General features: G+C 68.9%; 19 protein-coding genes. 3 read left to right on the forward strand and 16 right to left on the reverse strand.

Annotated elements, in window-relative coordinates; translation table 11 throughout:
• Nucleotides 1-4: 4 nt before the first annotated feature.
• Together PINTE_RS21690 and PINTE_RS03985 are read right to left on the reverse strand one after the other, a co-directional pair.
• Nucleotides 5-1483 (reverse strand): right-handed parallel beta-helix repeat-containing protein, encoded by a 1479-nt coding sequence (locus PINTE_RS21690; RefSeq protein ID WP_084343199.1) that lies wholly within the window; start codon nucleotides 1481-1483, stop codon nucleotides 5-7.
• Nucleotides 1484-1686: 203 nt separating this feature from the next.
• A complete protein-coding gene (locus PINTE_RS03985; protein ID WP_169798450.1) occupies nucleotides 1687-2853 on the reverse strand; it encodes a polysaccharide pyruvyl transferase family protein in 1167 nt (388 codons plus the stop codon).
• Nucleotides 2854-3129: 276 nt separating this feature from the next.
• Here PINTE_RS03985 and PINTE_RS03990 point away from each other — a divergent pair, with 276 nt between their 5' ends.
• Nucleotides 3130-4353 carry a hypothetical protein gene (locus PINTE_RS03990; protein WP_068426637.1) on the forward strand — a complete coding sequence of 408 codons (1224 nt, stop codon included), beginning with the start codon at nucleotides 3130-3132 and terminating at the stop codon, nucleotides 4351-4353.
• An 11-nt stretch (nucleotides 4354-4364) separates the two neighbouring features.
• On the opposite strand, the gene PINTE_RS03995 is transcribed toward PINTE_RS03990, so the two are convergent.
• The 8 genes from PINTE_RS03995 to PINTE_RS04025 form a co-directional block, all read right to left on the reverse strand.
• Complete coding sequence (locus tag PINTE_RS03995) at nucleotides 4365-5531, reverse strand: glycosyltransferase (RefSeq protein ID WP_068426640.1); 1167 nt, start codon at nucleotides 5529-5531, stop codon at nucleotides 4365-4367.
• Between the two features lie 63 nt (nucleotides 5532-5594).
• Entirely contained in the window at nucleotides 5595-5771 is a 177-nt protein-coding gene (locus tag PINTE_RS22515) for a hypothetical protein (RefSeq protein ID WP_157087069.1), read from the reverse strand.
• Between the two features lie 67 nt (nucleotides 5772-5838).
• Entirely contained in the window at nucleotides 5839-6828 is a 990-nt protein-coding gene (locus tag PINTE_RS04000; RefSeq protein ID WP_306304841.1) for an IS3 family transposase, read from the reverse strand.
• The gene (locus PINTE_RS04005; RefSeq protein WP_068426649.1) at nucleotides 6804-7094 is read right to left on the reverse strand and encodes a transposase; all 291 of its coding nucleotides are present in this window, start codon (nucleotides 7092-7094) and stop codon (nucleotides 6804-6806) included. Before PINTE_RS04005 ends, PINTE_RS04000 begins: the two co-directional genes overlap by 25 nt.
• Nucleotides 7054-8265 carry an O-antigen ligase family protein gene (locus PINTE_RS04010; protein ID WP_068426654.1) on the reverse strand — a complete coding sequence of 404 codons (1212 nt, stop codon included), beginning with the start codon at nucleotides 8263-8265 and terminating at the stop codon, nucleotides 7054-7056. The genes PINTE_RS04005 and PINTE_RS04010 overlap by 41 nt, the downstream gene beginning before the upstream one ends.
• Nucleotides 8265-9371, reverse strand: coding sequence for a glycosyltransferase family 4 protein (locus PINTE_RS04015; RefSeq protein ID WP_068426657.1), 1107 nt, complete (start codon nucleotides 9369-9371; stop codon nucleotides 8265-8267). The genes PINTE_RS04010 and PINTE_RS04015 overlap by 1 nt, the downstream gene beginning before the upstream one ends.
• Before the next feature lie 56 nt (nucleotides 9372-9427).
• A complete protein-coding gene (locus PINTE_RS04020) occupies nucleotides 9428-10747 on the reverse strand; it encodes a P-loop NTPase family protein (RefSeq protein WP_068426660.1) in 1320 nt (439 codons plus the stop codon).
• A 210-nt stretch (nucleotides 10748-10957) separates the two neighbouring features.
• Nucleotides 10958-11908 carry a GDP-L-fucose synthase family protein gene (locus tag PINTE_RS04025; protein ID WP_068426666.1) on the reverse strand — a complete coding sequence of 317 codons (951 nt, stop codon included), beginning with the start codon at nucleotides 11906-11908 and terminating at the stop codon, nucleotides 10958-10960.
• Nucleotides 11909-12047: 139 nt separating this feature from the next.
• Between PINTE_RS04025 and gmd the strand changes: the two genes are divergently transcribed.
• Complete coding sequence (gmd, locus tag PINTE_RS04030; protein WP_068426669.1) at nucleotides 12048-13049, forward strand: GDP-mannose 4,6-dehydratase; 1002 nt, start codon at nucleotides 12048-12050, stop codon at nucleotides 13047-13049.
• A gap of 112 nt (nucleotides 13050-13161) precedes the next feature.
• On the opposite strand, the gene PINTE_RS04035 is transcribed toward gmd, so the two are convergent.
• The 6 genes from PINTE_RS04035 to PINTE_RS04060 form a co-directional block, all read right to left on the reverse strand.
• A complete protein-coding gene (locus PINTE_RS04035; protein ID WP_217996489.1) occupies nucleotides 13162-13980 on the reverse strand; it encodes a WecB/TagA/CpsF family glycosyltransferase in 819 nt (272 codons plus the stop codon).
• Between the two features lie 168 nt (nucleotides 13981-14148).
• Nucleotides 14149-15468 (reverse strand): glutamate-1-semialdehyde 2,1-aminomutase, encoded by a 1320-nt coding sequence (locus tag PINTE_RS04040; RefSeq protein ID WP_068426671.1) that lies wholly within the window; start codon nucleotides 15466-15468, stop codon nucleotides 14149-14151.
• 34 nt (nucleotides 15469-15502) lie between these two features.
• Nucleotides 15503-16954, reverse strand: coding sequence for a sugar transferase (locus PINTE_RS04045; RefSeq protein WP_068426672.1), 1452 nt, complete (start codon nucleotides 16952-16954; stop codon nucleotides 15503-15505).
• Nucleotides 16955-17447: 493 nt separating this feature from the next.
• Complete coding sequence (locus tag PINTE_RS04050) at nucleotides 17448-19016, reverse strand: sugar transferase (RefSeq protein ID WP_245642787.1); 1569 nt, start codon at nucleotides 19014-19016, stop codon at nucleotides 17448-17450.
• A gap of 266 nt (nucleotides 19017-19282) precedes the next feature.
• Nucleotides 19283-19873 (reverse strand): aminoacyl-tRNA hydrolase, encoded by a 591-nt coding sequence (gene pth, locus PINTE_RS04055; protein ID WP_068426674.1) that lies wholly within the window; start codon nucleotides 19871-19873, stop codon nucleotides 19283-19285.
• Nucleotides 19874-20042: 169 nt separating this feature from the next.
• Nucleotides 20043-20717 (reverse strand): 50S ribosomal protein L25/general stress protein Ctc, encoded by a 675-nt coding sequence (locus tag PINTE_RS04060; protein ID WP_068426677.1) that lies wholly within the window; start codon nucleotides 20715-20717, stop codon nucleotides 20043-20045.
• A gap of 536 nt (nucleotides 20718-21253) precedes the next feature.
• Here PINTE_RS04060 and PINTE_RS04065 point away from each other — a divergent pair.
• Complete coding sequence (locus PINTE_RS04065) at nucleotides 21254-22501, forward strand: DUF1565 domain-containing protein (RefSeq protein WP_068426680.1); 1248 nt, start codon at nucleotides 21254-21256, stop codon at nucleotides 22499-22501.
• The last annotated feature ends 52 nt before the right edge of the window (nucleotides 22502-22553 follow it).

Raw genomic sequence — 22553 nt, forward strand, 5'->3', positions numbered from 1 at the left:
AGGCTCAGATGATGCGGAGTCCCGGGTTGTCTTCGAGTTCCAAGCCGTCGAAGTCGGACTCGTACAATACGGCATCACCCAGTGCCGAGTTGCCTGAGATCGTCGTCGATACGGGGTGCGCGCCGTTCGATCCCACGACGGCCGGGCGGCTGGCCCGGGATCGACTCGCGTCAAACGTGTTGCCTGTGACCACCACGCCACTCACGTTGCCCATCTTGAGGAAGTAGTCCCAACCCAGGTCTGACGACGGCGTTTCAAAGGCACAGCTGTTCCGATCGATAAGGGCCTGATCCGCGTCAACCAGCAGGCAATGGCGGATGACGTCCTCGGCCCGGTTCACTCCCCGCGTCGCGATCTGGTTCGCTTGAACGGTGAACCTCGCGTGGGGACTCGCCTCAAGGACGATCCCGGAACGCCACCAGTCCAGGACTTTGTTTCCGCGCACCTGCAGTATCCCAACATTGCCATGGCTTTGTATGCCGATCCGCGTTCCGACAACTTTGTTCTCGACAATCTGAATATGACCCGGGACACGCTGCGACCCCCCATCTGCGATGATTCCCGGGATGGGGCGATAGCCACTTGACGAGACCGTGTTACGGTATACGCGAGTTTCTCTTGCCGCGACCTCGATGCCCGCATCACGCGCGTCCGAGACCGTGTTGTATTTCACCTGAGAGCGCCATCCCACCGCGGAAATTCCGATACCGAACGAGCTCTCCACCCGGTTGTTTCGGATGATTGCACCGGAGGTTTCACCCCAATCCTCGATGCCCATGCGTCTGGGTCGCACGATGCTGTTGGAGTCGACGATGCTCCCCGAGGACTCCGATCCGTCGACAGCAGCCGACGACATTCCATTTCCACTGGAGTCCAGCACGGTGTTCCTGATCGCTCTGGTCCCCTTGGCTCCCATGTACGAATAGCTGATACCAGCGGCCTTTTCCAAATAGTTTCCTCGCACGGTCGTGTCGCTAGTCAACGTTCCCTTCACTCGTATTTCGTTCAACCCGGGTCCCAGGAGCCGGCAGTTCATCACCCGAGCGCCGGAAATCGACGTTCCCTCACGGAATACCCTGATGGTGGAGGGCTCGTCGGAGGTGTATGCCAGCGGCTTGCGCGGTTGCAGAATCGTGATGCCTTCTACGCCGGCACCCGATCCTTCGATGGAGATGTGCAGGCCGTTTGCGTCTAATTCACCGCGAGGGTTGGCCCCGGCCACGATGTTCACTGCACCGTCTGCCTTCAAGACGCTGCCTCGAGAGAGTCTGATGGTTTCATTGATCACGTATGTACCCGGGGGCACACTCACCGTCGTACCGCTCCGGGCCCACCGCTGCAGTTGGTTCGTTGCGTCGGGCGTGTACGCCGCGGAGGCCGGCGTCTGCGCCATACCCACCACAAGAGCCGCCACGCACATGCCGAGAGGGGCGACCACCCGGCCGAAACCCGTGCGGACTACGTCAGGAATGGACTTCGGCATGGGGCGCTCCGCTCTCGGCCGTGAACGCTCCCCACCGGGCGGGCGCAGACCAGCGCGCGCGTGGTCGGCGTCAGTCCGGCCGTTGCTCCGGGCTGCGACAAGGAGCGACTGTCGTCCAGTCGAGTCGGCGCAGACAAGCCGTGCCTGAGCGAGATGAGCCGGAAATGTCGCGCTGTCACCGGCCGGGCCGGAGGAGGGTCAGGCTAGGACTGCTCGGCCGCCGCGCGGGCCAACACCCGGCGAACCTCAGCCCGCACTGCGTCCCCCCAACCTCCGACGATCCGCCACGCCGGTTCACTGAAGCCTGACCGGCCTCCTCGGATCTGCTCTACCCGTTCGAGAACCCAATCCGCGGTTGCCTGCTCGATGGGCCGGTCGAACCCGAAGACCTCCGCCGTCGCAAGCAGGTCAGCGTTCTTGGGCGCGTAGCTCAGCGACACGACCGGTCGATTCATCATGAGCGCGGCGACAACGTTGTGATAGCGCGTTGCGATGACCAGGTCGGTCTCTCCGACCGCCTCGAGGAGACCGCGAAGATCCACGATCGAGGGCAGACGCAGGCTGGTCCGCAAGGCCGGACGGCTACGACGGATGACTTCCTCAACGACCGGCAGGTCGCACGGCTGCCCCACGAGGAAGCGCACGGCGTGCCCCTGCCCCACGAGTCGGTCGACGACGTCAACGAGGCACTCGACATACTTTTCGTAGATGGGCCCCTCACCCTCGGCCGACCATCCCCCGTACAACATGACGCCGACACCCACGACCAAACGCTGTGCGGAGGGGTTCGCGGCCCGGGCCGCCGGCCGCTCCATCCCGAAAACGAGGTCAGGGCAAACGCGCGCGTCCTCGCGTTCCGCACCGATGCCCTTCATGAACTGCAACGACCCCTCGTCGCGGTATGACACGAGCGTGGCCAATCGAGCCGCCACGACGAACAGCAGGCGGCTCACGGGATTCACCACCGGGCCGGCCCCCACGGCCAGGAAGGCGAACGGCCGCCGGTAGAGCCGTGCCAGGCCTGTCCACGAGAGCAGGGCGTACGGCATGTTCCACGGGTTCTCACCGAAGTCGTCGAAGATGCCCGTCCCGGTGACGACCAGCAGGTCGGCGCTCCGCACGAGGATCGCTGCTTCCCGGAGTCGGCGCACTTCCCCGAGAGCGATGGCCTTGACGATTGCCCCGCGGGAACCCAGGTTGAGGTACTGCGTCATGTTCTGTCGCATGGGCAGAACGGGCAGATCGAGCAGGTTCCGAGCTCCGTCGGGGAAGGGAGTGGCGACCCGGAAGTCGGCGCGGGGGCGTTCGGCACGGATGAGATCGACTGCCGTCGCTAGCGATGCATCGTTGCCGACGTTGCCCGTGCCCACTCCGCAGAGCAGAACCGCGCGCAACTCCGCCAGGGCGCGCTTCGGTTGACCGGGCGGCCTGAGGACGGTGCCGCCATCACTGTGCGAGGCTGCTCGTGACTCTGCCCTTCGACCCGCGCGCGGCCTGACCATCCACATGGGCAGCACGCTATACCCCGCCGTTTCGGACCCGTCCTACGTGCGGCGGCCCTATGCAGGCGACCCTCGCGCCCGATATTCACCGGTGTCCGGGAGGCTGCCATACTGGCGTCGCCCTGGCTGAGGTGTGGAGGTGACGTGTCCGTTCGGAGGAAGCTCTTCGGCGGTATCGGCGACTCGGCCTTTTCGGCGCTGGGGACTTTTGCGGTCGGGGCCTACGCGGTCCGCCACCTGCCGGACGCCGGGGTCGCTCTCTTCAGTCTCACCTTGACGAGCTGGGTGATCGGGGCGGTCTTTCCCCGCGGCCTGGTGCTGACGCCGCTGGAGGTACGCGTCAACCGCGAGTCCAACGGTTCTCTGCCACCGTTCCAGGCCACCTTCGCCGCCGCTCGTTCGTCACTCGTCGCCGCGGCTCTCGTGGCGGCATTAGGTGGCCTGCCCCTGGCGCGAGAGGTCCCCGTGGCGAGTCTGGCGTTGATGAGCGCGACGGCCGCCGCGGCCACGGTCGGCACAGCGCTGCTGTCCCACGTCCGGGCGTCGCTGCATATCGCGGGACAGCACGAGGCCGCCGGCGTCACCGCCTTCCTGAGCACCGCCGTCACCATCGGGGTACTGTTCGCGGGTTCGTTCGCGCCGCGCGGCCCGGTGGACTACGCCCTTCCGTTCGGTGCACTGGCGCTCGGCCAACTCGTGGGGGTACCCGTCTGGCGGTGGGCGCAGCATCGCTGCGGCACGGTGAACCCGGGAGTGTTGCCGCCTCTGCGCGAACGCGCGTTCTTGCTCGTGCCCGTGCTCGTCACCCAAGTCACGATCTATCTGCAGGGCGCCCTAGTGCTGCAGATCCTCGGCAGTTCCGCCAACGCCCACCTCGAAGGGGCACGGGTGGCGGCCAGCCCCGTATTCGTGCTGGCCAACGGGTTGAGCTGGGTACTATTCCCCGGTCTGGTCCGCGCGATCGGCGCCGGGGCGAACCTGGGAATTCCCCGCAAGATCGCCGAGCGGATGGGCATCCTTGTCGCCTCCGGGCTGAGCTACGGGCTCGTGCTCCTGCTCAGTGGCAACCTCCTATCCGCCGCGCTCGGGCGACCTGTCGACGCCCTGCTCGCGGCGGCGCGAGCGGCCGGGTTCGCGCTGGAGGGCGCGGGCAACGTGCACCTGAGCTTCTTCATCGCCCTGGACTCGTTCCGTCAGCCCGCACTTCTCAGCATCATCGCGGCAGGGGTCTCGCTGCTGACCACTTATGCGCTGCTGTCGCCGTGGGGTGTGTTTGCGGTACCGGCCGGGCAAGCGGCGTCGGCCGCGGTCACCGCCATGGTCGGGCTGCTCCTCGTGTCTCGGCACCTGCGGCGTCGCTCAGCCTGAATCGCGCGTGGCTAGGCCAGCCCATACCACTGTGTGAGCAGTTCCGGCAGACGCTCCCGACGCCACATGTCGGTGGTCGTCCCGGGCCGACGCAGGGCCTCGGTGACCGCGTCGGCCAGCGCCTGCGGTGAGTCGTCGCGAGCCACCACCCCGGCGCCGCCCAGGTGGATCGTTGAGTCCGCACCGGTCCGCGGCGGCGCAACCGGGACCGTGCCCACTGTCTGGGCCTCTGCGATCACCCAGGTAGCCCCCTCGTTGCGCGATGTGTGCAGCAGGACGGCGCTGCGGGCGATCTCGCGCAGGGTGTCTTCCGGCGTGAGTTTGCCAAGGAAGTCCACCCGTGGGCCGAGTCCGAGCTCGTGGCATCGCCGCCGGAGATCGTCCTCCAGCGGGCCGCTGCCGACGATGGCCATCCGCAGATCGCGGTCCTCCAGGAGAGCGAATGCCTGTAGGGCGAGCTCCTGCCGCTTGCGAGGGATCAGTAGGCCCACGTTGATGATGCGCTTGGGGTTCCGGATGACCTCCTCGATCCCCGCGGGCGGATCGACAACCACGTTCGGACACGCGAGCGCGTTCTTAGCACCCAGACGCAGGAAGACCGGCACGAGGTCGAGGGTCTGCGCTACCGCGAGGTCGACACCAGCGAGGTTGTAGCGACCCACTGCGGTGCGCATGAGTTGGATGCCGCGTACCCGCAACCCCGGATTGTCGGGCAACTCCATCGACGAGCTACCCGCGGGGCCGAAGACGAACGTCGGGCTGCTGCCGTCCGGCCGTCGGATCCGCCGCTCGAAGGTCGGCACGGCGACGGTCGCGAAGGTCACATGGTGGACGACGACGCGGTCCTTCGCCGGCACGTCCCGCAGGTCTGCCTGCACCCTCGACGTGGCGCGCCGCTGCCACCACACGTATGACAGCCGGGCCCACTGCCACTGCAGCCGCCGGGCCAACGGGGCCCAGATTGCGACGGGCACCACCTCAAGCCGGTGCCCGGGAACGTCCGCGTCGAGGGCTGCCCGTAGCTTCCCCAGACGGTGCGACCGCGTGTACAGACGGACGATGCAGTCGTCGCGCCGGGACACCGCGGCCAGAGCCCTGGCGAACTCGGCTCCGGCCCCCGGCTCGCTGCCCCGGCCCGGCTCGGCGGCGAAGGCCAGGGCGAACACGCGGGTCGTCATTGTGGACTCGTTTCTCGAGGCGGTGTGGGCATTAGGGCAATCCTGCCGTCAGACCGGTGACCTTCACGGGTACCCCGTGTGCGCCCTCGCCGGCTGCGCCCACTCCCAGGTCATGACGGGGACGGCCGCTGCTGTCGCACGCAGAGAGATCCCGACGATGACGCCAACCGGCATCATGATGAACTGGTAAACGATCACGTTGTCCGTAATCGCCAGCAGCACCACCGACAGCAGCGCCATTACGGCGGCCCAGTGCCGCACCTCGTCCTGGGCCCGTGTGGTTCCCCCCGAATCGTGGAGGACTTTCCTATGCGGCTTCCCGGTCGGGGGTCGCGGTGTTCTCGTAGTTGATGGGACTCATCATGCCCGCCGAGCTGTGCCGACGCTCGTGGTTGTAGAACCCGTAGCACCAGTCCAGCACAACAGCCTGGGCTTGGGGGGTGTCGGCGAACTCCTGGCGCGAGAGCACCTCCCACTCCAGGGAGCTGAAGAACGCCTCGGCGGCGGCGTTGTCGAAGCACGAGCCAACCCGGCCCATGGACTGGCGGATGCCGAGCTTGCGGCACAGCTTGGTGAACGGGTTGGCCGTGTAGGTCGAGCCGCGGTCGGTGTGGAAGATGACCCGCTTCGCTTCGTCCTCGCGCCAGCCGGGCTGGTTGACCGCATCGACACCGCCGCGGGCTGCGACGGCCATCTTGATCGCCGAACAGGCCAGCGCAGCGTCGGGATGCAGCCCGGTGGCGGCGCCGAGCAGCCGCCGGGAGTACAGGTCGATCACGGTCGCCAGGTACAGCTTCGGTCCGGGCCGGCCGTGCTCGTCGACGGTCGGGATCTCCGTCATGTCGCCCACCCACCGGGCGTTCGGCCGCTCGGCGGTGAAGTCCCGACGCAGCAGGTCGCCGAACTTCGCAGCGGTCTTGTCCTGCCTGGTCAGCCCGTTGCGGCGCTTGATCCGGCGGGCGACCAGACCTTGGCGGCGCATCGAGTCCGCCACGGTCTTCTCACTCACCTTCCAGCCGTCATCGACCAGGTCGGCGCGCAACCGGGGTGAGCCGTGCAGGCCGCGCTTCCTGTCAAACATCACCCGCACCGCTCGGTCGATGGTGTCGCGACGCCGATCGGTCGGCGTGTGCAGACCGCTGGCAGCTGACGGCCCCGCGGCCCGACCGAGCCACTTGTACAACCACGCCACACTGACGCCCAGCAGGGCACACGTGATCGTGTGTGGCACCCGGTACTTGGTCCTCTGGTCAGCGATAAAGCGTGCCACGCTCACTTCGTCGCCTCCTTGACCCACAGGACCACGGATCGCTTGAGGACATCACGCTCCATCCGCAGCTCGGCGTTCTCCGCACGCAACCGCCTGAGCTCCTCGACGTCGTCCTTCGACAACTCGCCCCGACCCTCGCGAGCCTCCTTGGCGCGAGCCACCCAGTTGCCCAGGGTTCCCTCGTTCACGCCGAGGTCGCGCGCGATCTGAGCAATCGGCTTCCCGGTCTCTTCGACGATCCGGACAGCTCCCTCACGGAACTCCCCGTCGTACTTCTTCCGTTTCTCTGGCATCTCGATCCTCATTGTCGATGCCTCTACGGTCCGGGGGGAACTTCACCCGGGCCTTGCGCCAGCACCTGATGAGGAGCGCGAACATCCCGCCCCAGAACAGGACAACCCCCACGAAACCCAGGTCGTTGAAGACCCGGAGGTAATCATTGTGGGGGTGGCCAACGCCCGGGATGGCAAAGAACCTGTCGATGACTGTCATCGAATCACCGGGGCCGTGGCCCCACACAGGTGTCCTCATCGCGGAGTCGTAGGTGATCTTCCACAGGACGCTGCGCCCGGACGTGTTCATGCGGATCCCGCCGACCTGTGCGTTGTCTCCCTCGGTGAATCGGGCCAGGATCGGTGGATAGACGGCGACGACCAGCGCCAGCAGCATCACTCCGGAGATCGAGGCCATGACGACGGCGGGGACGCGCAGTCTCTTGTGGGCCCTCACAGCCAAGAACAGCAACAGCACCAGCGCGACGGCCAGCGCGGTCCGCGAGAGGCTGAAGAGCAGGACGGCCAGGATGAACAGAGGCCAGAACAGAGACCGTGGTGGGGAATCCGGGTCGACATTACGCCGCTTCGCGGGCACCAAGACCGCGAGCCCGATCAGTGCCGTCATGGCGTAGGAGCGGTCGCCGATGAACAGGCGATGCCCTCCTTCGCCGGTGTTGAAGATCAGCTGCTGGATCAGGTACAGCGCCGAACTCGCCACCGCGCACCACGCCAGGTAGCGGATGACGCGGCGGTAGTCGAACCGCAGCGAGGTGGCCGCGACGAGGATGGCCAGAACGAACATCGCATAACACAGCAGGTTCTGCACGCCCTCGGGCGTCGGGGCCATGGCCAACCGCACGAATCCGTAGATCACGAAGCAGATGAGAAGGACCGGCGACCTACGGAGCCCTTCGCGCAGTGCGAGCCGGGCCTGCGGTCTCATTCGCCCTCCCGCGACAAGAAGGTTGAGGACGAAGAGGATGCCCAGCAGCCAGGTCAGCAGGATCGTGATGGCGGCCGATACGGAGTTCGCGCCGAACCGAAGCTGCGTGGGGTAGTCGATGACCAGCACGAAGAACATCGCAGCGAGCGCCTCGACCGACGGTACGCCCCTGATCAGGCGCATGACGCGGGCCCGCCGGGAGGGGGCATACGCGACGAGCGGCTTGCGACCGACCCCGGTGGCCATCAGGGTGACCGCCGACTCGCCCGCTCCACCTGGGCCGCCCGGTACACCTCGCCGATGCCATCGACCCACGCCTGCTGCGAGAAGCCCTCCCAGTACCGCCGGCTTGCCGCGTCCCGATATCGGTCGTGGTCGTCACCCACCGCGGAGACCAGGCGAGGCAGCTCCTCGAAGCGATCGAAGACACGGCCGGAGCCATGCTCCGCGATGTCGTCGGCGGCGCTGTTGCCGCTGTGCGCCACGACCGGCACACCGGCGGCGAGGCTCTCCAGGTATACCGTCGGCAGCCCCTCGGCGAAGAGGCTGGGAAAGACGAACCCTGCGTGCCACGGGATCCGAGCCAGCAGCGCCTCACGCGGGAGGGGGCCCCGATACTCCACCGCCCCTCGGCAGAGCCGCGCGACCTGCTCCTCGTCGGGCCCGGCCCCGTAGACGAGTAGAGGCACCTCCTGCGGCCACGCCCGCAGCATCGGCACGACACCCTTCTCGGGTGCGAGTCGCCCGAAGTAGAGCCACGGAGCGTCGCCAGGGTCGGCCGCGCCAGAGGCGCCCTCGTTCGGCTCCACGAAGTTTGGCAGCACGACGGACCGGTCCAGGTGGGAGTAGCCGGCGTCGGCGTAGATGCCGCGTGCCCGGGGAGCGAGGAAGATGATCCGATCGGCCCGCCTCAGAACGGGATGGGCGTTGACCCCCCCGACGTTGGCGACGGCCAGCGGTGCGGTGGCCAGCAACGAGGACCGGTAGCACCGATGCCGCAGGGCGGGCATCGGAATCCGGCGGCCCACGCACTCCACGCATTGCGCCCCGTCCCGCGCAAGCGTGCCAGCGGCGCACAGCGGCCGGTAGTTGTGGATCGTCGCGACGATCGGCCCCTCCCAATGCCCCAGCCAGCGAGTCGAGATGTTGGGAAAGAGGTTGTGGATGTGCACGATGTCAGGGCGGGCGGCCCGGAGACGCTCGGTCGGGTCCCAGCCGCGGCCTGTGGCCACGCCCACGGCAGTGCGTACGGGATACAGCGGGTGCGCCGACAGCTGGTCGGTCGACACGCCGACCTGGGTGACGTCGTATCCGGCCGCGCGCAGCGCCTCCGCCTGCAACCCGACGGCCACGTTCTCTCCACTGGGTGCTGAGCCGGAATAGGCGCTGTGCAGGAGGGCGACGCGCATCATGCCGCTCCGGTTGCCTGTTCGGCCTTGCCCTGTCGAGCGGTCCAGCGGGGTGTGAGGCCGCGGTCCAGAACGAGCAGACCCCCGATGCTGCCCTCCCGAAAGCCCAGGCCGGCATCGATGACGTGGTCGACCGCGGTGGTCGTGTCCGCGAGCAGAATGACCTCGTCGCTGAGGTCGGCGAGGGCGGCTGCGTCGGGTCCGCTCAGGGCGGCGGGCGTGCTGACGAGGACGATGTCGCACTTCTTGCGCAGTGCGGCAAAGACGTCGCGGGCGCGCGGGGAGAGAAGCAGCCTGGTGCCCGCAGTGTGACTGGACGTGGGCAGCACCTGCAGCGACGAGTCGAGCCAGGGCCGCAAGTCCGTGCCCGGGTCCCGGCCGTTCTGCAGCGCGGCGGCCAGCCCCCCGGACTGCGCGCCGCCCAGGGTGGGCCGCTGCAGGTCGGCATCGACGACGAGAACCCGACGCCCCAACTGCGCCAGGGACTGGCCCAGGCCGAGCGCGGTGCGGCAGTCGCTCGGTCCCTCGACCGCGGTGAGCGCCACCACGCGGCCACCCTCGGCCGCCTCCATGAGGCCCGCGCGCGCGATGGCCGTGACGTGCGGCGGCCGGGGGCGCACGACCTCCAGGGCACGGTTCCGCTCGCGAGGGATGGTGCCGAGGATCGGGAACGGCACGATGTCGTCGAGATCGAGGGATTCCCCGACTGTCGGCTTGACCGCGCTGCGAAGCACCAGCACGAAGTACGCCAGAACGGGCAGCGCTAGCATTCCGGCCGCCGGCAGGAGCCAGCGTGGCAAGCCCTTGGACCAGGACTCGTCCTGGGCGCTGGGCGGGGTGACGTCCCGGACGAGGAGCGCGGCCTTCGCGGAGTCCGCGAGTGGCGATGTCAACTCCTCGTTGGCCCGGATGAGGCGCTCCGCGGCGGCGCGAGCAAGCTGGGTTGCGAGCTGTCCCTCGGACGCCGTGGCCGTGATCTCGACGTAACTGGTGTTGGGCGGGACCGACGCGGCGATCGTCGCGCCGGCCGCGAGGGCCGGGTCCGCACCCAGCGTGCGCAGCGCCTCACCCACCGTCGACCCCGAGTTACCGACGTAGGCGAGCGCCTGCGCCTGGCTGGCGGCCAGCGTCCCGCCCTGCGACAGATCGCTGAGTCCCGTGGCCCCCTGAGCGGTGACGACGAGGAGCCGACTTGCCATGAAGCTGACGGGCATCATCCGGGAGGCGGCGACCCCGAGGACGAGGCCGATCAGCGCCAGCGCGACGAGCTTGCGCCAGTGCGCCCGCAATGCGCCCAGGTACACGGCCGCAGTGATCATGACAGTCCCGTTCTCGTTGGGTGGCCCGCAGGCTACGGTGAATCGCAGAGTCACCACGCCGCGCGGTCAGGCCGCGGTCGACTGCCGCCACCCGCAGTTTACGGCGGGCAGCACGACCATCAGTGGGTCACCGGCGCCGGTTCAGCCTGGTTACAGGTATGCGTCACCCGACTTCACGCCACCGATCCGACGTGGGGCGAATGACAGAGCTCAGACCATGGGACCGTGCTCCAGGTACCACCGGTAGGTCGAGGCGATGCCGTCGCGCAGCTCGATGGTCGGCTCCCAGCCGAGGGCGCGTAGGCGGCTGACGTCGAGCAGCTTGCGGGGGGTGCCGTCGGGCTTGGAGGTGTCCTGGACGATCTCGCCGGTGAAGCCCACGACGTCGGCGACGATCTGCGCGAGCTCGCGGATCGTCAGGTCCTCGCCGGTGCCGACGTTGATCGGGGCCGGGTCGTCGTATTTCTCCAGTAGCAGCAGGCATGCGGCCGCGAGGTCGTCGACGTGCAGGAACTCCCGCCGGGGTGTCCCGCTGCCCCACAGCACGACCTCGTCGACCCCGGCCCGCGCGGCCTCGTGGAAGCGACGGATGAGCGCGGGGAGCACGTGGCTGTTTTCGGGGTGGAAGTTGTCGCCCGGGCCGTAGAGGTTCGTCGGCATCGCCGAGATCCAGTGCCGCCCGTACTGCGTGCGGTGGCTTTGCACGGCGATGATCCCTGAGATCTTCGCAAGCGCGTACGCGATGTTCGTCTCTTCCAGCGGCCCGGTGAGCAGCGCGTCCTCGGTGATGGGTTGCGGCGCCATCTTCGGGTAGATGCAGCTCGACCCGAGAAAGAGGAACTTCTCGACACCCTGCTCGGCGGCGGCATCCATGAGGTTGAGCTGGATCCGCAGGTTGTCGCTGAGGAACTCGGCGGGGTAGGTCGAGTTGGCGAGGATGCCCCCGACGCGGGCGGCGGCGTCGATGACGACGTCGGGGCGCGTGGTCCGCAGGTAGTCGGTCGTGGCGGCGCGGTCACGCAGGTCGACCTCGGAGCTGCTCGCGCCGACGAGGTTCGTGAAGCCGGCGGCCTCCAGGTGGCGCCAGACGGCCGATCCAACAAGCCCCCGATGACCGGCTACGTACACCGTCGAGGAACGGTTGAGTGGAGCCGTGGACATAGGCGCCGTCACCACTTTCGGGAGCGAGGGGATGCGAAGCCCCCGAGCTTTGCCGGGGGCTTCGGGCAGGCGATAGCATAGCCCGTCTCGATCGCCCTCGGCCGACCGGGATCTTCCCCTGACCTCGAAGGATCCCCTCATGTCCAAGACCGCCCTCATCACGGGCATCACCGGCCAGGACGGCTCGTACCTCGCCGAACTGCTGCTCAGCAAGGGCTACACCGTCCACGGGCTGATTCGCCGCGCGAGCACGTTCAACACGCACCGCATCGACCACCTCTACCGGGACCCACATGACCCGGACTCCAAGCTCTTTCTGCACTACGGCGACCTGTCCGACGGTGCGAGATTGGTCACGTTGCTCGCCGAGATCCACCCGCAGGAGGTCTACCACCTCGCCGCGCAGAGCCACGTGCGCGTCAGCTTCGACGAGCCCGAGCACACCGGCGACGTCACGGGCATCGGCACGACCCGCCTGCTCGAGGCGATCCGGATGATCGGTCTGGACTGCCGCTTCTACCAGGCGAGCACGTCGGAGATGTTCGGTGCCACCCCGCCGCCACAGCGCGAGGACACCCCCTTCTACCCCCGCTCTCCCTACGGCGCGGCGAAGCTCTACTCGTACTGGATGGTGCGCAACTACCGCGAGGGCTACGGGATGTTCGCCACCAACGGCATCCTGTTCAACCACGAGAGCCCGCGGCGCGGCGAGACGTTCGTGACCCGCAAGATCACGCGAGCGGTGGCTGACATCGCCTCCGGGAGGGCCGACCACGTCTTCCTCGGCAACCTCGACGCGGTCCGCGACTGGGGCTACGCCCCCGAGTACGTCGAGGGCATGTGGCGAATGCTGCAGGCCGACGAGCCCGACGACTTCGTGCTCGCCACCGGCCACGCCTACACGGTGCGCGACTTCGTCGAGGCTGCCTTCGGCCACGCCGGCCTGGACTGGGAGAAGCACGTGCGCTTCGACGACCGCTACCTGCGGCCCACCGAGGTCGACGCACTGATCGGCGACGCGTCCAAGGCCCGCAACGTGCTCGGCTGGGAGCCCAGAGTACTCACTCCCGAACTGGCCCGGATTATGGTCGACGCGGACATCGAGCGCGTCCGCGCGCCGGAGGCTGCCCGACTCGCCTAAGAGTCCGGGAACAGCACGACGCCGGCCGTTCGGAGCGAGGGCTCCGTCGGCCGGCGTGGTCGTGAGGGATGGGTCGTGAGGGGATCGTGCGCGGCGCCTGGGGACGCAGGCCTTAGACAGGGCGCGGCGGGTGCTTTGCGACGCCGGAGAGAAACTGTGGCACTGCGATGGCGTAGCGGCGCGTCAGTCGCCCCGGCTCCTGGCTGACGCGGTAGGCCCACTCCAGCCCGGAGCGCTGGAAGATGCGCGGGGCGCGCCGCACGTCGCCGACGTGGAAGGCGAAGGCCGCGCCGACCCCGATGAGCACGGGGGCCTCGAGCCGTGGCCGGAACTCGGCCATCCAGCGCTCCTGCTTGGGGGCGCCCAGGCCGACCCAGACGATGTCGGGCCTCGCGTCGTTGACCCGCCCGATGAGCTCGTCCTTCTCGGCAGGGGACAGTTCCCGGAACGGCGGGCACTCGACGCCGGCCACGGGCAGGCCCGGGAACCGCTGCTGCATCGAGTCGGCGAGCCGCTGGGCCACGCCCTCCGCGCCGCCGAGGAAGAAGTTGCGCCAGCCCAAGTGGGCCGAGGCTTGTAGAACCTTGGGCAGCAGGTCGGGTCCGCAGACCCTCTCGATGTCGGTGAACCCGGCCCGGCGGCCGGCCCACACCAGCGGCATGCCGTCAGGCAGGGTCAGGCCGGAGTTGTTGTAGAAGTCGCGCAGCTCGTTGTCCTTGCTGGCGTGCAGAAGAGCGTTGACATCGCTGACGCAGATGTACTGGCGATCGCGATGGTGGATCCAGTCGTTGATCCGCCACATGGCGTCATCGGGGTTGGTCACCGAGACGTGCACCCCGAGGATGTCGACCCGCGGGTCGACAATCGCAGGCCCGAGCGCGACCGCGGGCTCGGAAACGGTGGCCTCGCTGGTAGGTAACTGCGAGTTCACTCGTCCTCCTGGCGTTCATAGCCGCCTCTGAGAGGGTGGCAGCGGCGTTATCGTATGTCTTACTCGGACGCTTGTCCAAGTAAGTGTCACTTACATAACCGTTTGTTAGTCAACGGCCGCCACTCCCGAACTTACTCGGGGAGAGCGGAACTCAAGAAACTCTTCAGATCAGACTCGGGCTCGGAACACTGGCTTGACGCTGCGGCCACCGAGGAACGGCGTCGCGTCCCCCGACTCCAGGGCCTGGGCGTAGACCGGCAGCGCCGCGCCGACGGCCGCGGCGGTGGTCTCGATGTCTGCGTCGCTCAGCGCCGCGCTGACGACGAAGCTCGGGCCGACGACGCCGTGGTGGATGAGTTGCCGCATGAAGAGGGTCCGATAGGGCTGTGAGGGCGACCCGGTCTCGTCGAGCGTGGCGAACACAAGGTTGCAGTCGCGGCCCCTGACCTGCACGTAGTCGGACAGGCCCGCCTCCGCCACGACGGCCTCGACCGCCTCCCTGAGGCGTGCCCCGATCGTCATGAGCCGACGTGCGACATCGTCGTCGCGGTGCACCTGGATCGTCGCCCGCAACGCGGCCAGACCCGTGCTCTCGGCCCCGTGCGTCGTCGAGAGCAGAAAGACCCGGTCTGCAGCCGTGTTGAGGCCGCCGAGTTCCATGAGGTCGCGCCGGCCGGCCAGGGCCGACACCGAGAAGCCGTTGCCGATCGCCTTGCCGAAGGTGCACAAGTCGGGCGTGACCCCGTGCAGGCTGTGCGCCCCGCCGAGCGCCCACCGAAAGCCGGTGATCATCTCGTCGAAGACGACGACGGCGCCGCGTCGGTGAGCCAGGTCGATCAGCCCCCGCAGGTATCCGGGAGGCGGGGTGGTTCCGCCGGACTCGACCTCGAGAAAGATCGCCGCGATCCGGCCGTCATAGGCGTCGAACATCAGGCGGGCGGCATCGAGGTCGCCGTAGGGGAAGCTGACCGTCAACTCGCGCGTCGACTCGGGGATGCCGGAGGCCATCGGGGTCGTCCCGATGAACCAGTCGTCGGTGGAGAAGAACGGCTGGTCGCGACAGATGCCGATGACGTCGCGGCCCGTCGCGGCCCGCGCCAGCTTCGCCGCCGCGGTCGTCACGTCGGAACCGTTCTTGGCGAACTTGACCATCTCCATCGTCGGAACCGCCGCCAAGAAGTCCTCGGCGGCCTGCAGCTCCAGCAGACTCGGTCGCACGAAGTTCGTGCCGTTGCCCAGCGTCGCCGCCACCGCCTCGACGACCCTGGGGTGCGCGTGTCCGAGGATCACCGCGCGCAGCCCCGAGCCGTACTCGACGTACTCGTTGCCGTCGACGTCCCACACGTGGGAACCCAGGCCCCGCTCGATGACGACCGGGCAGTCCGCGGGGTACTGGTCGGGCCCCTTGGCGTATGTGTGGGCACCACCGGGAACGAGGTGGGCGAGCCGGTTCGCAGCTCGGATCGAGGCATCGAAGACCCTCGGCATATCGCAGGCCTGACTTTCGAAGGTGTGGGCGCGCTCAGTACGCACCGGGACCGTTGACCACGGCGTTGACGGTGCGGAACAGGATGTGCAGGTCGCCGATCGGCGACCAGTTGTCGACGTAGTGCAGGTCGAGGCGCAGCGACTCCTCCCACGACAGATCGCTGCGGCCGCTGACCTGCCACAGGCCGGTCATGCCGGGCTTGACCCGCAGCCGTCGCCGGGCGTCCGGCTCGTACTGGTCGACCTCGCGCGGCAGCGGGGGTCGCGGCCCGACGAGCGACATGTCGCCCTTGAGCACGTTGAACAGCTGCGGCAGCTCATCGAGGGAGTAGCGGCGCAGGACGCGGCCCACCTTCGTGACGCGTGGGTCGTCCTTCATCTTGAAGAGCACCGTGTTGCCGTCGCTGCGGGAGGCCAGCCGCGCGAGATGGGCCTCGGCGTCGACGACCATCGTGCGGAACTTCAGCATCGCGAAGTACTCTCCGCTGACCCCGACGCGCTGCTGGCGGAAGAAGACCGGGCCGCCGTCGCCGAGCTTGACCGCCAGGGCGATCGCGAGGAGCACCGGGCTGAGCAGGAGCACGAGGACCGCCGCGAAGCACAGGTCCATGACCGACTTGGAGATCACGTGCGTGCGGGCCGCCGCGGGGCGCTCGACGTGCAGCAACGACAGGTTCTGCGAAGGGCGGATCGACAGCCTCGGCCCGGCGACGTCGAGCAGGCCGGGCGCGACGATGAGCTCGACCCCGCGTTCCTCGAGCGCCCACGTGAGGCGCCGCAGCGCCGGACCCGCAAGATCGGGGTGCGAGGCGACGGCGACCACCTCCGCGTCCGAAACGTCGACCGCCTCGATCGCCAACCTCGGCGGCCCCACGACCGGCACGCCTGCGATCTCGTGTGACCGCACCTCACCTCCGTTCACGTCAGTGGCGCACGCCGCGACCGGCAGCAGGCCCTGCGTCGGCTCCATGGAGACGGACTGGATCAGCGCGGCCACCGAGTCGGCCCGCCCCACGACCACCGTGCGTTGCATGAGGCGACCCTGGCGACGGTTGCTGTGCAGCCAGTGCACGAGGACGAGCCGCGCGACGAGCGAGCCCACGACCAGCAGCGACATCACCGTGAAGAGGTAGATGCGCGACAGCCCGATGTTCGACAGGAAGGCAACGATCGCCACCGCGGCAAGCAGCGTGATCGTGGCGCGCGCGACCGCTCGCAGCTGGTAGCTACCGACCGCCAGGCACCGGCTCCCGTACGCGTCGGCCATGGCGAGGGCACCGACCCATACGACGACGACCGCCGGCACACCCAACATGTACAACCCGAGGGCCGGCATGACGTTCTCCAGCTGGGTGGCCAGGCCGGCGGCCCCCGCCACGAGGGCGGTGAGCACATCGCAGGGCACCAAACGACGCAGGTAGCGCGAGTGCCAGGTGCGGTAGCCGGCAGATCGACCGGTGGAGTGCACCTCGTCGAGCGCGGGCACGATCGTGGGCTGCCACCGTGTGCTCGGCGGTTGGGCGCGATGTCGCCCTGGGGATCGTCGCCTCGGCTCGGTCACGGTCGACGTGGGGGACACGGGCACAGCTCTCCTGTCGGACGAACCGGCCCCTGAACCGGCGAGGATTGTCACGGCCCTTCCCCAAGAGCCGCCGAAGCGTCTTGGACCCCAGTCCAAGACGCTTCGACATTACCTCGGGAGCCCTTGTCGCTCAAGACCTCTCGACCGATCCACAGGTCGTGACCGAGCCGTGACCTCAGGGCAGCCACCTGGTGTTTCTCGCGGACAGTCTTGGCATGCGGACTTTTTCGCGCCGGACACGCCGTTCACAAAGCCGCCAGGTGTGAATGCGGCCACTCAAGGAATCGATGTGATATGCGACATATAGCAGCCACCAAAAGGTGCAAAGCACCGCGATACGCCTAAATCGACCACCCCACGCGCCGTCGGTGCGGGCGCCGGCGGTCACGCTCACCTGTCAGTACGCCCCCGAGCCCCCGGTGACGGCGCGGAAGGTGCGGAACAGGATGTGCAGGTCACCGATCGGCGACCAGTTATCGACGTAGCGCAGGTCGAGGCGCAACGACTCCTCCCACGACAGGTCGCTGCGGCCGCTGACCTGCCACAGGCCGGTCATGCCGGGTCGCACGTGCAGCCGGCGCAGCGCGTCGGGCTCGTACTGCTGCACTTCGCGCGGCAGCGGCGGCCGCGGCCCCACGAGCGACATCTCGCCGCGCAGCACGTTGATCAACTGCGGCAGCTCGTCGATCGAGTAACGACGCAGCACCCGGCCCACCGCCGTCACCCGCGGGTCGGCCTGCATCTTGAACAGCACCCCGTTGCCGTCACTGTCGCTCGCCAACGACGCCAACCGGCTCTCGGCATCCAACACCATCGTGCGGAACTTGAAGATCGCGAACAGCTCGCCCCGCACCCCGACCCGCTGCTGCCGGAAGAACACCGGCCCGGGGTCGACCACCTTGATCGCCGCCGCCACGACCGCCAGCAGCGGAGCCAGCGCCACCAGGAGCAACGCCGCCAGCGACCGGTCCATGGCCCCCTTGAGCAGCATCGAGCGGCCCGTGTGCGAGGGGCGCTCGATGTGCAGCAGTGACAGGTTCGACGACGGCCGGATCGACAGCCTCGGCCCGGCGACGTCGAGCAGCCCCGGGGAGACGATGAGGTCGATGTCCCGCTCCTCCAGCGCCCACGCCAGGCGCCGCAGCGACGTGCCCGCGAGGTCCGGGTGCGAGGCGACCGCCACCGCCTCCGCGTCGTACAGGTCTGCGGCGGCGACTGCATCGCGCGGCTCGCCGAGCACCGGCACCCCCTCGAGGGAGGCGGTCTCGCGCCAGTCGCCGTCGAGTCCGCTGACGCACAGGGCCACCGGCTTCAGCCCCTGGCCCGGTTCGGCCTGGATGCTGCGTACGAGGGCGGCTGCCGCGTCGGCCCGGCCCACGACGATTGTGCGCTGCATGAGACGCCCGCTCTCTCGGTGCGCCATGAGCCAGCGACGCGACGCCCGGCGCACCGCCAGCCCGCCGATCATGAGCATCGGCAGCAGGTACAGCACGTACAGCCTCGCCAACAGCACGTTCGCCAGGAACGCGGTGATCGCCAGCACCGCGAGCAACCCGACGACCGCGCGCCCCACCGCCCGATACTCTTCCCCCGCGACTCCCAGGTAGCGGCGCTGGTAGGCGTTGGCCATCGCGAGCGCACCCACCCAGGCGACCGGGATGAGCAGCGCGAGCAGCTGGTAGACGCCGGTCAGTCCGTCACCGAAGCGCAGCACGCTGGCGATCACCACGCAGCCGACCCCGACGAGCAGGTCGAGCGCGATGATCCGGCGCAGGTACGAGCCCACCCAGTCGGCTCGACCGCGGGCCCGTGGCGCGGCGGCCAGGGAGGGCGCGAACGGGTCGCTGCTCGTCGTGGTCAGGGCGAGTCGCTCGGTGGGCGGGCGCCGGCGCGCGCGATGGCGCGGGCGCTGGTCGCCGGCGAGACCGACAAAGGCATCGTGAAGCTGACGCTCGTGGATGGACAAGACCGATCCTCCAAGGGGGGCACGAGACACGGCGGCGGGCCGACGTTCAGGTCCTGGGCCGTGTGTGCGGCGGGCGCCTCAGCAGGCTGGTCCCGCCCCCCAGTTCCGCTCCCCCGAGCGGCTCTTCGGATGCCGAACGTCCAACTGCCTTGACTGTCTCACACTCCGACCCCGGTTTGCCAACCCATATGTGCATGAAAACGCTTGTCCAAGAGCGGTATTCAACGATCGACCAAGAGTGAGCGAGGGCCCGTTGCGGCAAGCTGTCAGGGCGTGTGGAAGCGCTGCTGGGTCGCGGTCAGGCCGCTTGCGGCGAGCAGCTCGACGGCGTCGGCCGCGTCGCCGAGCAGGAACGGCAGCTCCTTGCGCTCGGTCGGCGAGAAGTCGCGCAGCACGTAGTCGGCGGGGTCCATGCGACCGGGCGGGCGGCCGATGCCCACCCGCACCCGTAGGTAGTCGCGCGTGCCGAGGGACGCGGAGACCGATCGCAGCCCGTTGTGTCCACCCTCCCCGCCGCCGCGCTTGAGGCGGATCGCACCGAAGGGGATATCGAGTTCGTCGTGCACGATGACGATGCGTTCAGGGCTCACCGAGTAGTACGAGGCCAGGCTCGAGACCGGCCCGCCCGACTCATTCATGTAGCCCGACGGCACGGCGATCGTCGCGGCCGGCCCGGGTGCGCCGCCGGGCGCGACCCCCAGGCGCGTCGTTCCCGCACTGGCGCGCCCCTTGTGCCGCGAGAGCGTCACGCGACCGCGGTCGGCGAGCTCGGCGACGACCATCGCCCCGACGTTGTGCCGGTTGCCGGCGTACTTCGGGCCCGAGTTGCCGAGACCGACGACCAGCCAGGAATCCATTGCTGCAGGATACGGGCCGGCACGTGGCGTTGAACCCGGCGCCCGCGCGCGCCGGTCACGACGAAGGGTGCGCACCCACGCTGGATGCGCACCCTTCTCGCGTCGCGGCCCGCCTCACCGGCGGCTCACTCGCAGCTCACTCGCAGCTCACTCGCAGCTCACTCGGAGCTCACTCGGAGTCGGACTCCTGCGGCTTCTCCTCGGCGTCGCCGGAGGCGGCCTCGTCCTCGTCGCTCTCCTCGCGCTCGATGCCGGCGTCGGCCTCGGCCTCGGACAGCTCGGCCTCCAGCGCCTCCTCGGACTGCTGCTGGCTGATGTTGACGACGAGCCACTCGGGGTCGGTGAGCAGTTCGACGCCCGCGGGCAGCGTCAGCTGTCCGGCGAGGATCTGGGTGCCGGCCTCCAGGCCCTCGACCGAGACCTCGACGTTCTCGGGGATCGCGGTGGCGTCGGCGGAGACGCTGACGACCTGGTTGTCGACGGTGACGACGGTCTCCGGGGCGGCCTCGCCCACGATCGTCACCGCGACGTCGACGGTGACCTTCTCGCCGCGGCGGATGACGACGAGGTCGACGTGCTCGATGAACGGCTTGATCGGGTCGCGCTGCACGTCCTTGACGAGCGCGAGCTGCTTGCGGCGGCCGCTCCCGACCTGCAGCTCGACGACCGCGTTGTTGACCTTCGTGGCCATCATCGTGTCGTGGCCGGGCAGCGTCAGGTGCACCGGGTCACCGCCGTGGCCGTAGAGGACGGCGGGGATCTTGTCGGCGCGCCGGATGCGGCGGGCCGCGCCCTTGCCGAACTCGGTGCGCTCCTCCGCCTGGATGGTCGGACGGTCGGGCATGGTCTTCCTCCTCGTGCGCACGGATCGCGGTTCACGGACCCATGCAGGTGATCGTTGTCGGTGCGGCGACCAGGGCCGGGACGCGATCGCAGGCGTCGACCGGCGCGACCCCTTCGGGTCGACGGGCCGCCGCGTCGATCACGGCCCGCGCGATCATTTCCCACCGGTGACCCGGTGCCCGGACTGATCGCGCCGCGGCCCTCGCCGAGGCAAACACCGGTAGCTTAGCCCGCCGACTCCGCCGGAGAGAAACGGACAGAACCGGGGAGAGCCGGGAGACATCCGCGGCGGACCCGGCGGCCGCGCGACGGTGTGCGGTCTCACAGCCTCCTTCGGCCGGCGAACCCTCATGAGCTCGCCGGCGGCGTCGATGGGATGGACCGTCCCGACAGACTCCTTCGCGGTTCGTGTGGCGCTTGTCCCGGCGCCCCGCCTCCGGCCTGTCGAGCGGCCCCCCTCGCTCCCCCTCGCTCACCCCTCGGTGTCCGAGGCGCCTAGCGCCGCAACGCCCCTCCCTGTCCTCCCGGAGTCCCCGCATGTCCGCCACCCCGCGCTGGGTGACGCGCGTCTGCGCTCTCGCGTGCGCGCTGTCGACCCTGCTTCTGCCCGCCACCGGAGCCGTCGCGGCTCCCGTCGCCACGTCGCTCGCCGGCGTCTCGCCCGCCCCGTTCCCGACCTCGACGGCGGCGCCCGCCGCCACCGATTCCGACACGACCCTGTACGTCGACCCCGACGGCTCGGACTCGGACTCCGGCTCCGAACGCGCGCCGCTGCGCACCATCCAGCGGGCCCTCGACGAGGCCGGTCCCGGCACCACGATCCGCCTCGCACCCGGGGTGTACCGCGAGCGGCTGCGGACCGTGCGCGCCGGCACCGCCTCCGCGCCCATCCGCATCGTCGGCCCGGAGACGGGTAAGAACCCGGCTGATCGCCGGCAGGCCACGCTCTACGGCACGAGCCGCATCGTCAGCATCAACCACAGTCACATCGAGCTGCTCGGGTTCACGATCGACGGCCAGGAGAAGCTCGCCGGGCGCAGCTGGCCCACCCGCTCCCGCGACGTGCGTGCCTTCAAGGAGTCGGTCCGCGACCAGGTCGCCGACGGCCGGCTCGTCTACGTCGGCGCCGCCGACGACAGCCGCGACATCACCGGCGTGCGCATCGACGACATGTACCTCACCGGCGCCGGCGGCGAGTGCGTGCGGCTGCGCAACAACGCCTACGGCAACGTCGTGGAGAACTCGACGATCCGGTTCTGCGGCATGTACGCCAAGGGCACCTCCGGCGACCCGTGGCACAACGGCGAGGGCGTCTACATCGGCACGAGCCCCAAGTCCACCGGTCAGCCCCTGCACAAGAACGATCAGAGCAACCGGAACATCGTGCGGGACAACACGATTCAGACCTTCGGGTCGGAGTGCTTCAACGTCAAGGAGAACGCCCACGACAACGTCTTCGAGGGCAACCTGTGCTCGGCCAACCTCGAGGGGACCGACCACCACGGCAGCAACATCGAGTTGCGCGGACACGACAACGTCGTGCGCGACAACGTCGTCGACGACTCGGCCAACTGGAACATCAAGATCCAAAGTGACTCAACCCGTTATGACAAGGGCGGCAACTCGGTGACCGACAACACGCTGCGCGGCGCCGCGACCGCGGCCCTGCGGGTCAAGTCCACGGCCCGTCAGGGCGCGATCTGCGGCAACACCGTGCAAGCCCCCACCCTCAGCGACGGGCTCAGCGCCACCCAGCGCTCCCAGGCCGTCGCCCCCTGCCGCTGATCCTGCCGCTGATCCTGCCGCTGACCCCTCCCCCGACGACCTGAGAACTGCG

Source organism: Piscicoccus intestinalis NBRC 104926 (assembly GCF_001515525.1).
GTDB classification, from domain to species: Bacteria; Actinomycetota; Actinomycetes; order Actinomycetales; family Dermatophilaceae; genus Kineosphaera; species Kineosphaera intestinalis.

Coding starts and splice junctions, on each gene's coding strand:
- PINTE_RS21690 (WP_084343199.1), bottom strand. CDS start 1,483: ATGCCGAAGTCCATTCCTGACGTAGTCCGCACGGGTTTCGGCCGGGTG.
- PINTE_RS04065 (WP_068426680.1), top strand. CDS start 21,254: ATGTCCGCCACCCCGCGCTGGGTGACGCGCGTCTGCGCTCTCGCGTGC.
- PINTE_RS04020 (WP_068426660.1), bottom strand. CDS start 10,747: ATGATCACTGCGGCCGTGTACCTGGGCGCATTGCGGGCGCACTGGCGC.
- PINTE_RS04060 (WP_068426677.1), bottom strand. CDS start 20,717: ATGCCCGACCGTCCGACCATCCAGGCGGAGGAGCGCACCGAGTTCGGC.
- PINTE_RS04025 (WP_068426666.1), bottom strand. CDS start 11,908: ATGTCCACGGCTCCACTCAACCGTTCCTCGACGGTGTACGTAGCCGGT.
- gmd (WP_068426669.1), top strand. CDS start 12,048: ATGTCCAAGACCGCCCTCATCACGGGCATCACCGGCCAGGACGGCTCG.
- PINTE_RS04005 (WP_068426649.1), bottom strand. CDS start 7,094: ATGCCAGAGAAACGGAAGAAGTACGACGGGGAGTTCCGTGAGGGAGCT.
- PINTE_RS04040 (WP_068426671.1), bottom strand. CDS start 15,468: ATGCCGAGGGTCTTCGATGCCTCGATCCGAGCTGCGAACCGGCTCGCC.
- PINTE_RS03995 (WP_068426640.1), bottom strand. CDS start 5,531: ATGACGACCCGCGTGTTCGCCCTGGCCTTCGCCGCCGAGCCGGGCCGG.
- PINTE_RS22515 (WP_157087069.1), bottom strand. CDS start 5,771: ATGGCGCTGCTGTCGGTGGTGCTGCTGGCGATTACGGACAACGTGATC.
- pth (WP_068426674.1), bottom strand. CDS start 19,873: ATGGATTCCTGGCTGGTCGTCGGTCTCGGCAACTCGGGCCCGAAGTAC.
- PINTE_RS04010 (WP_068426654.1), bottom strand. CDS start 8,265: ATGGCCACCGGGGTCGGTCGCAAGCCGCTCGTCGCGTATGCCCCCTCC.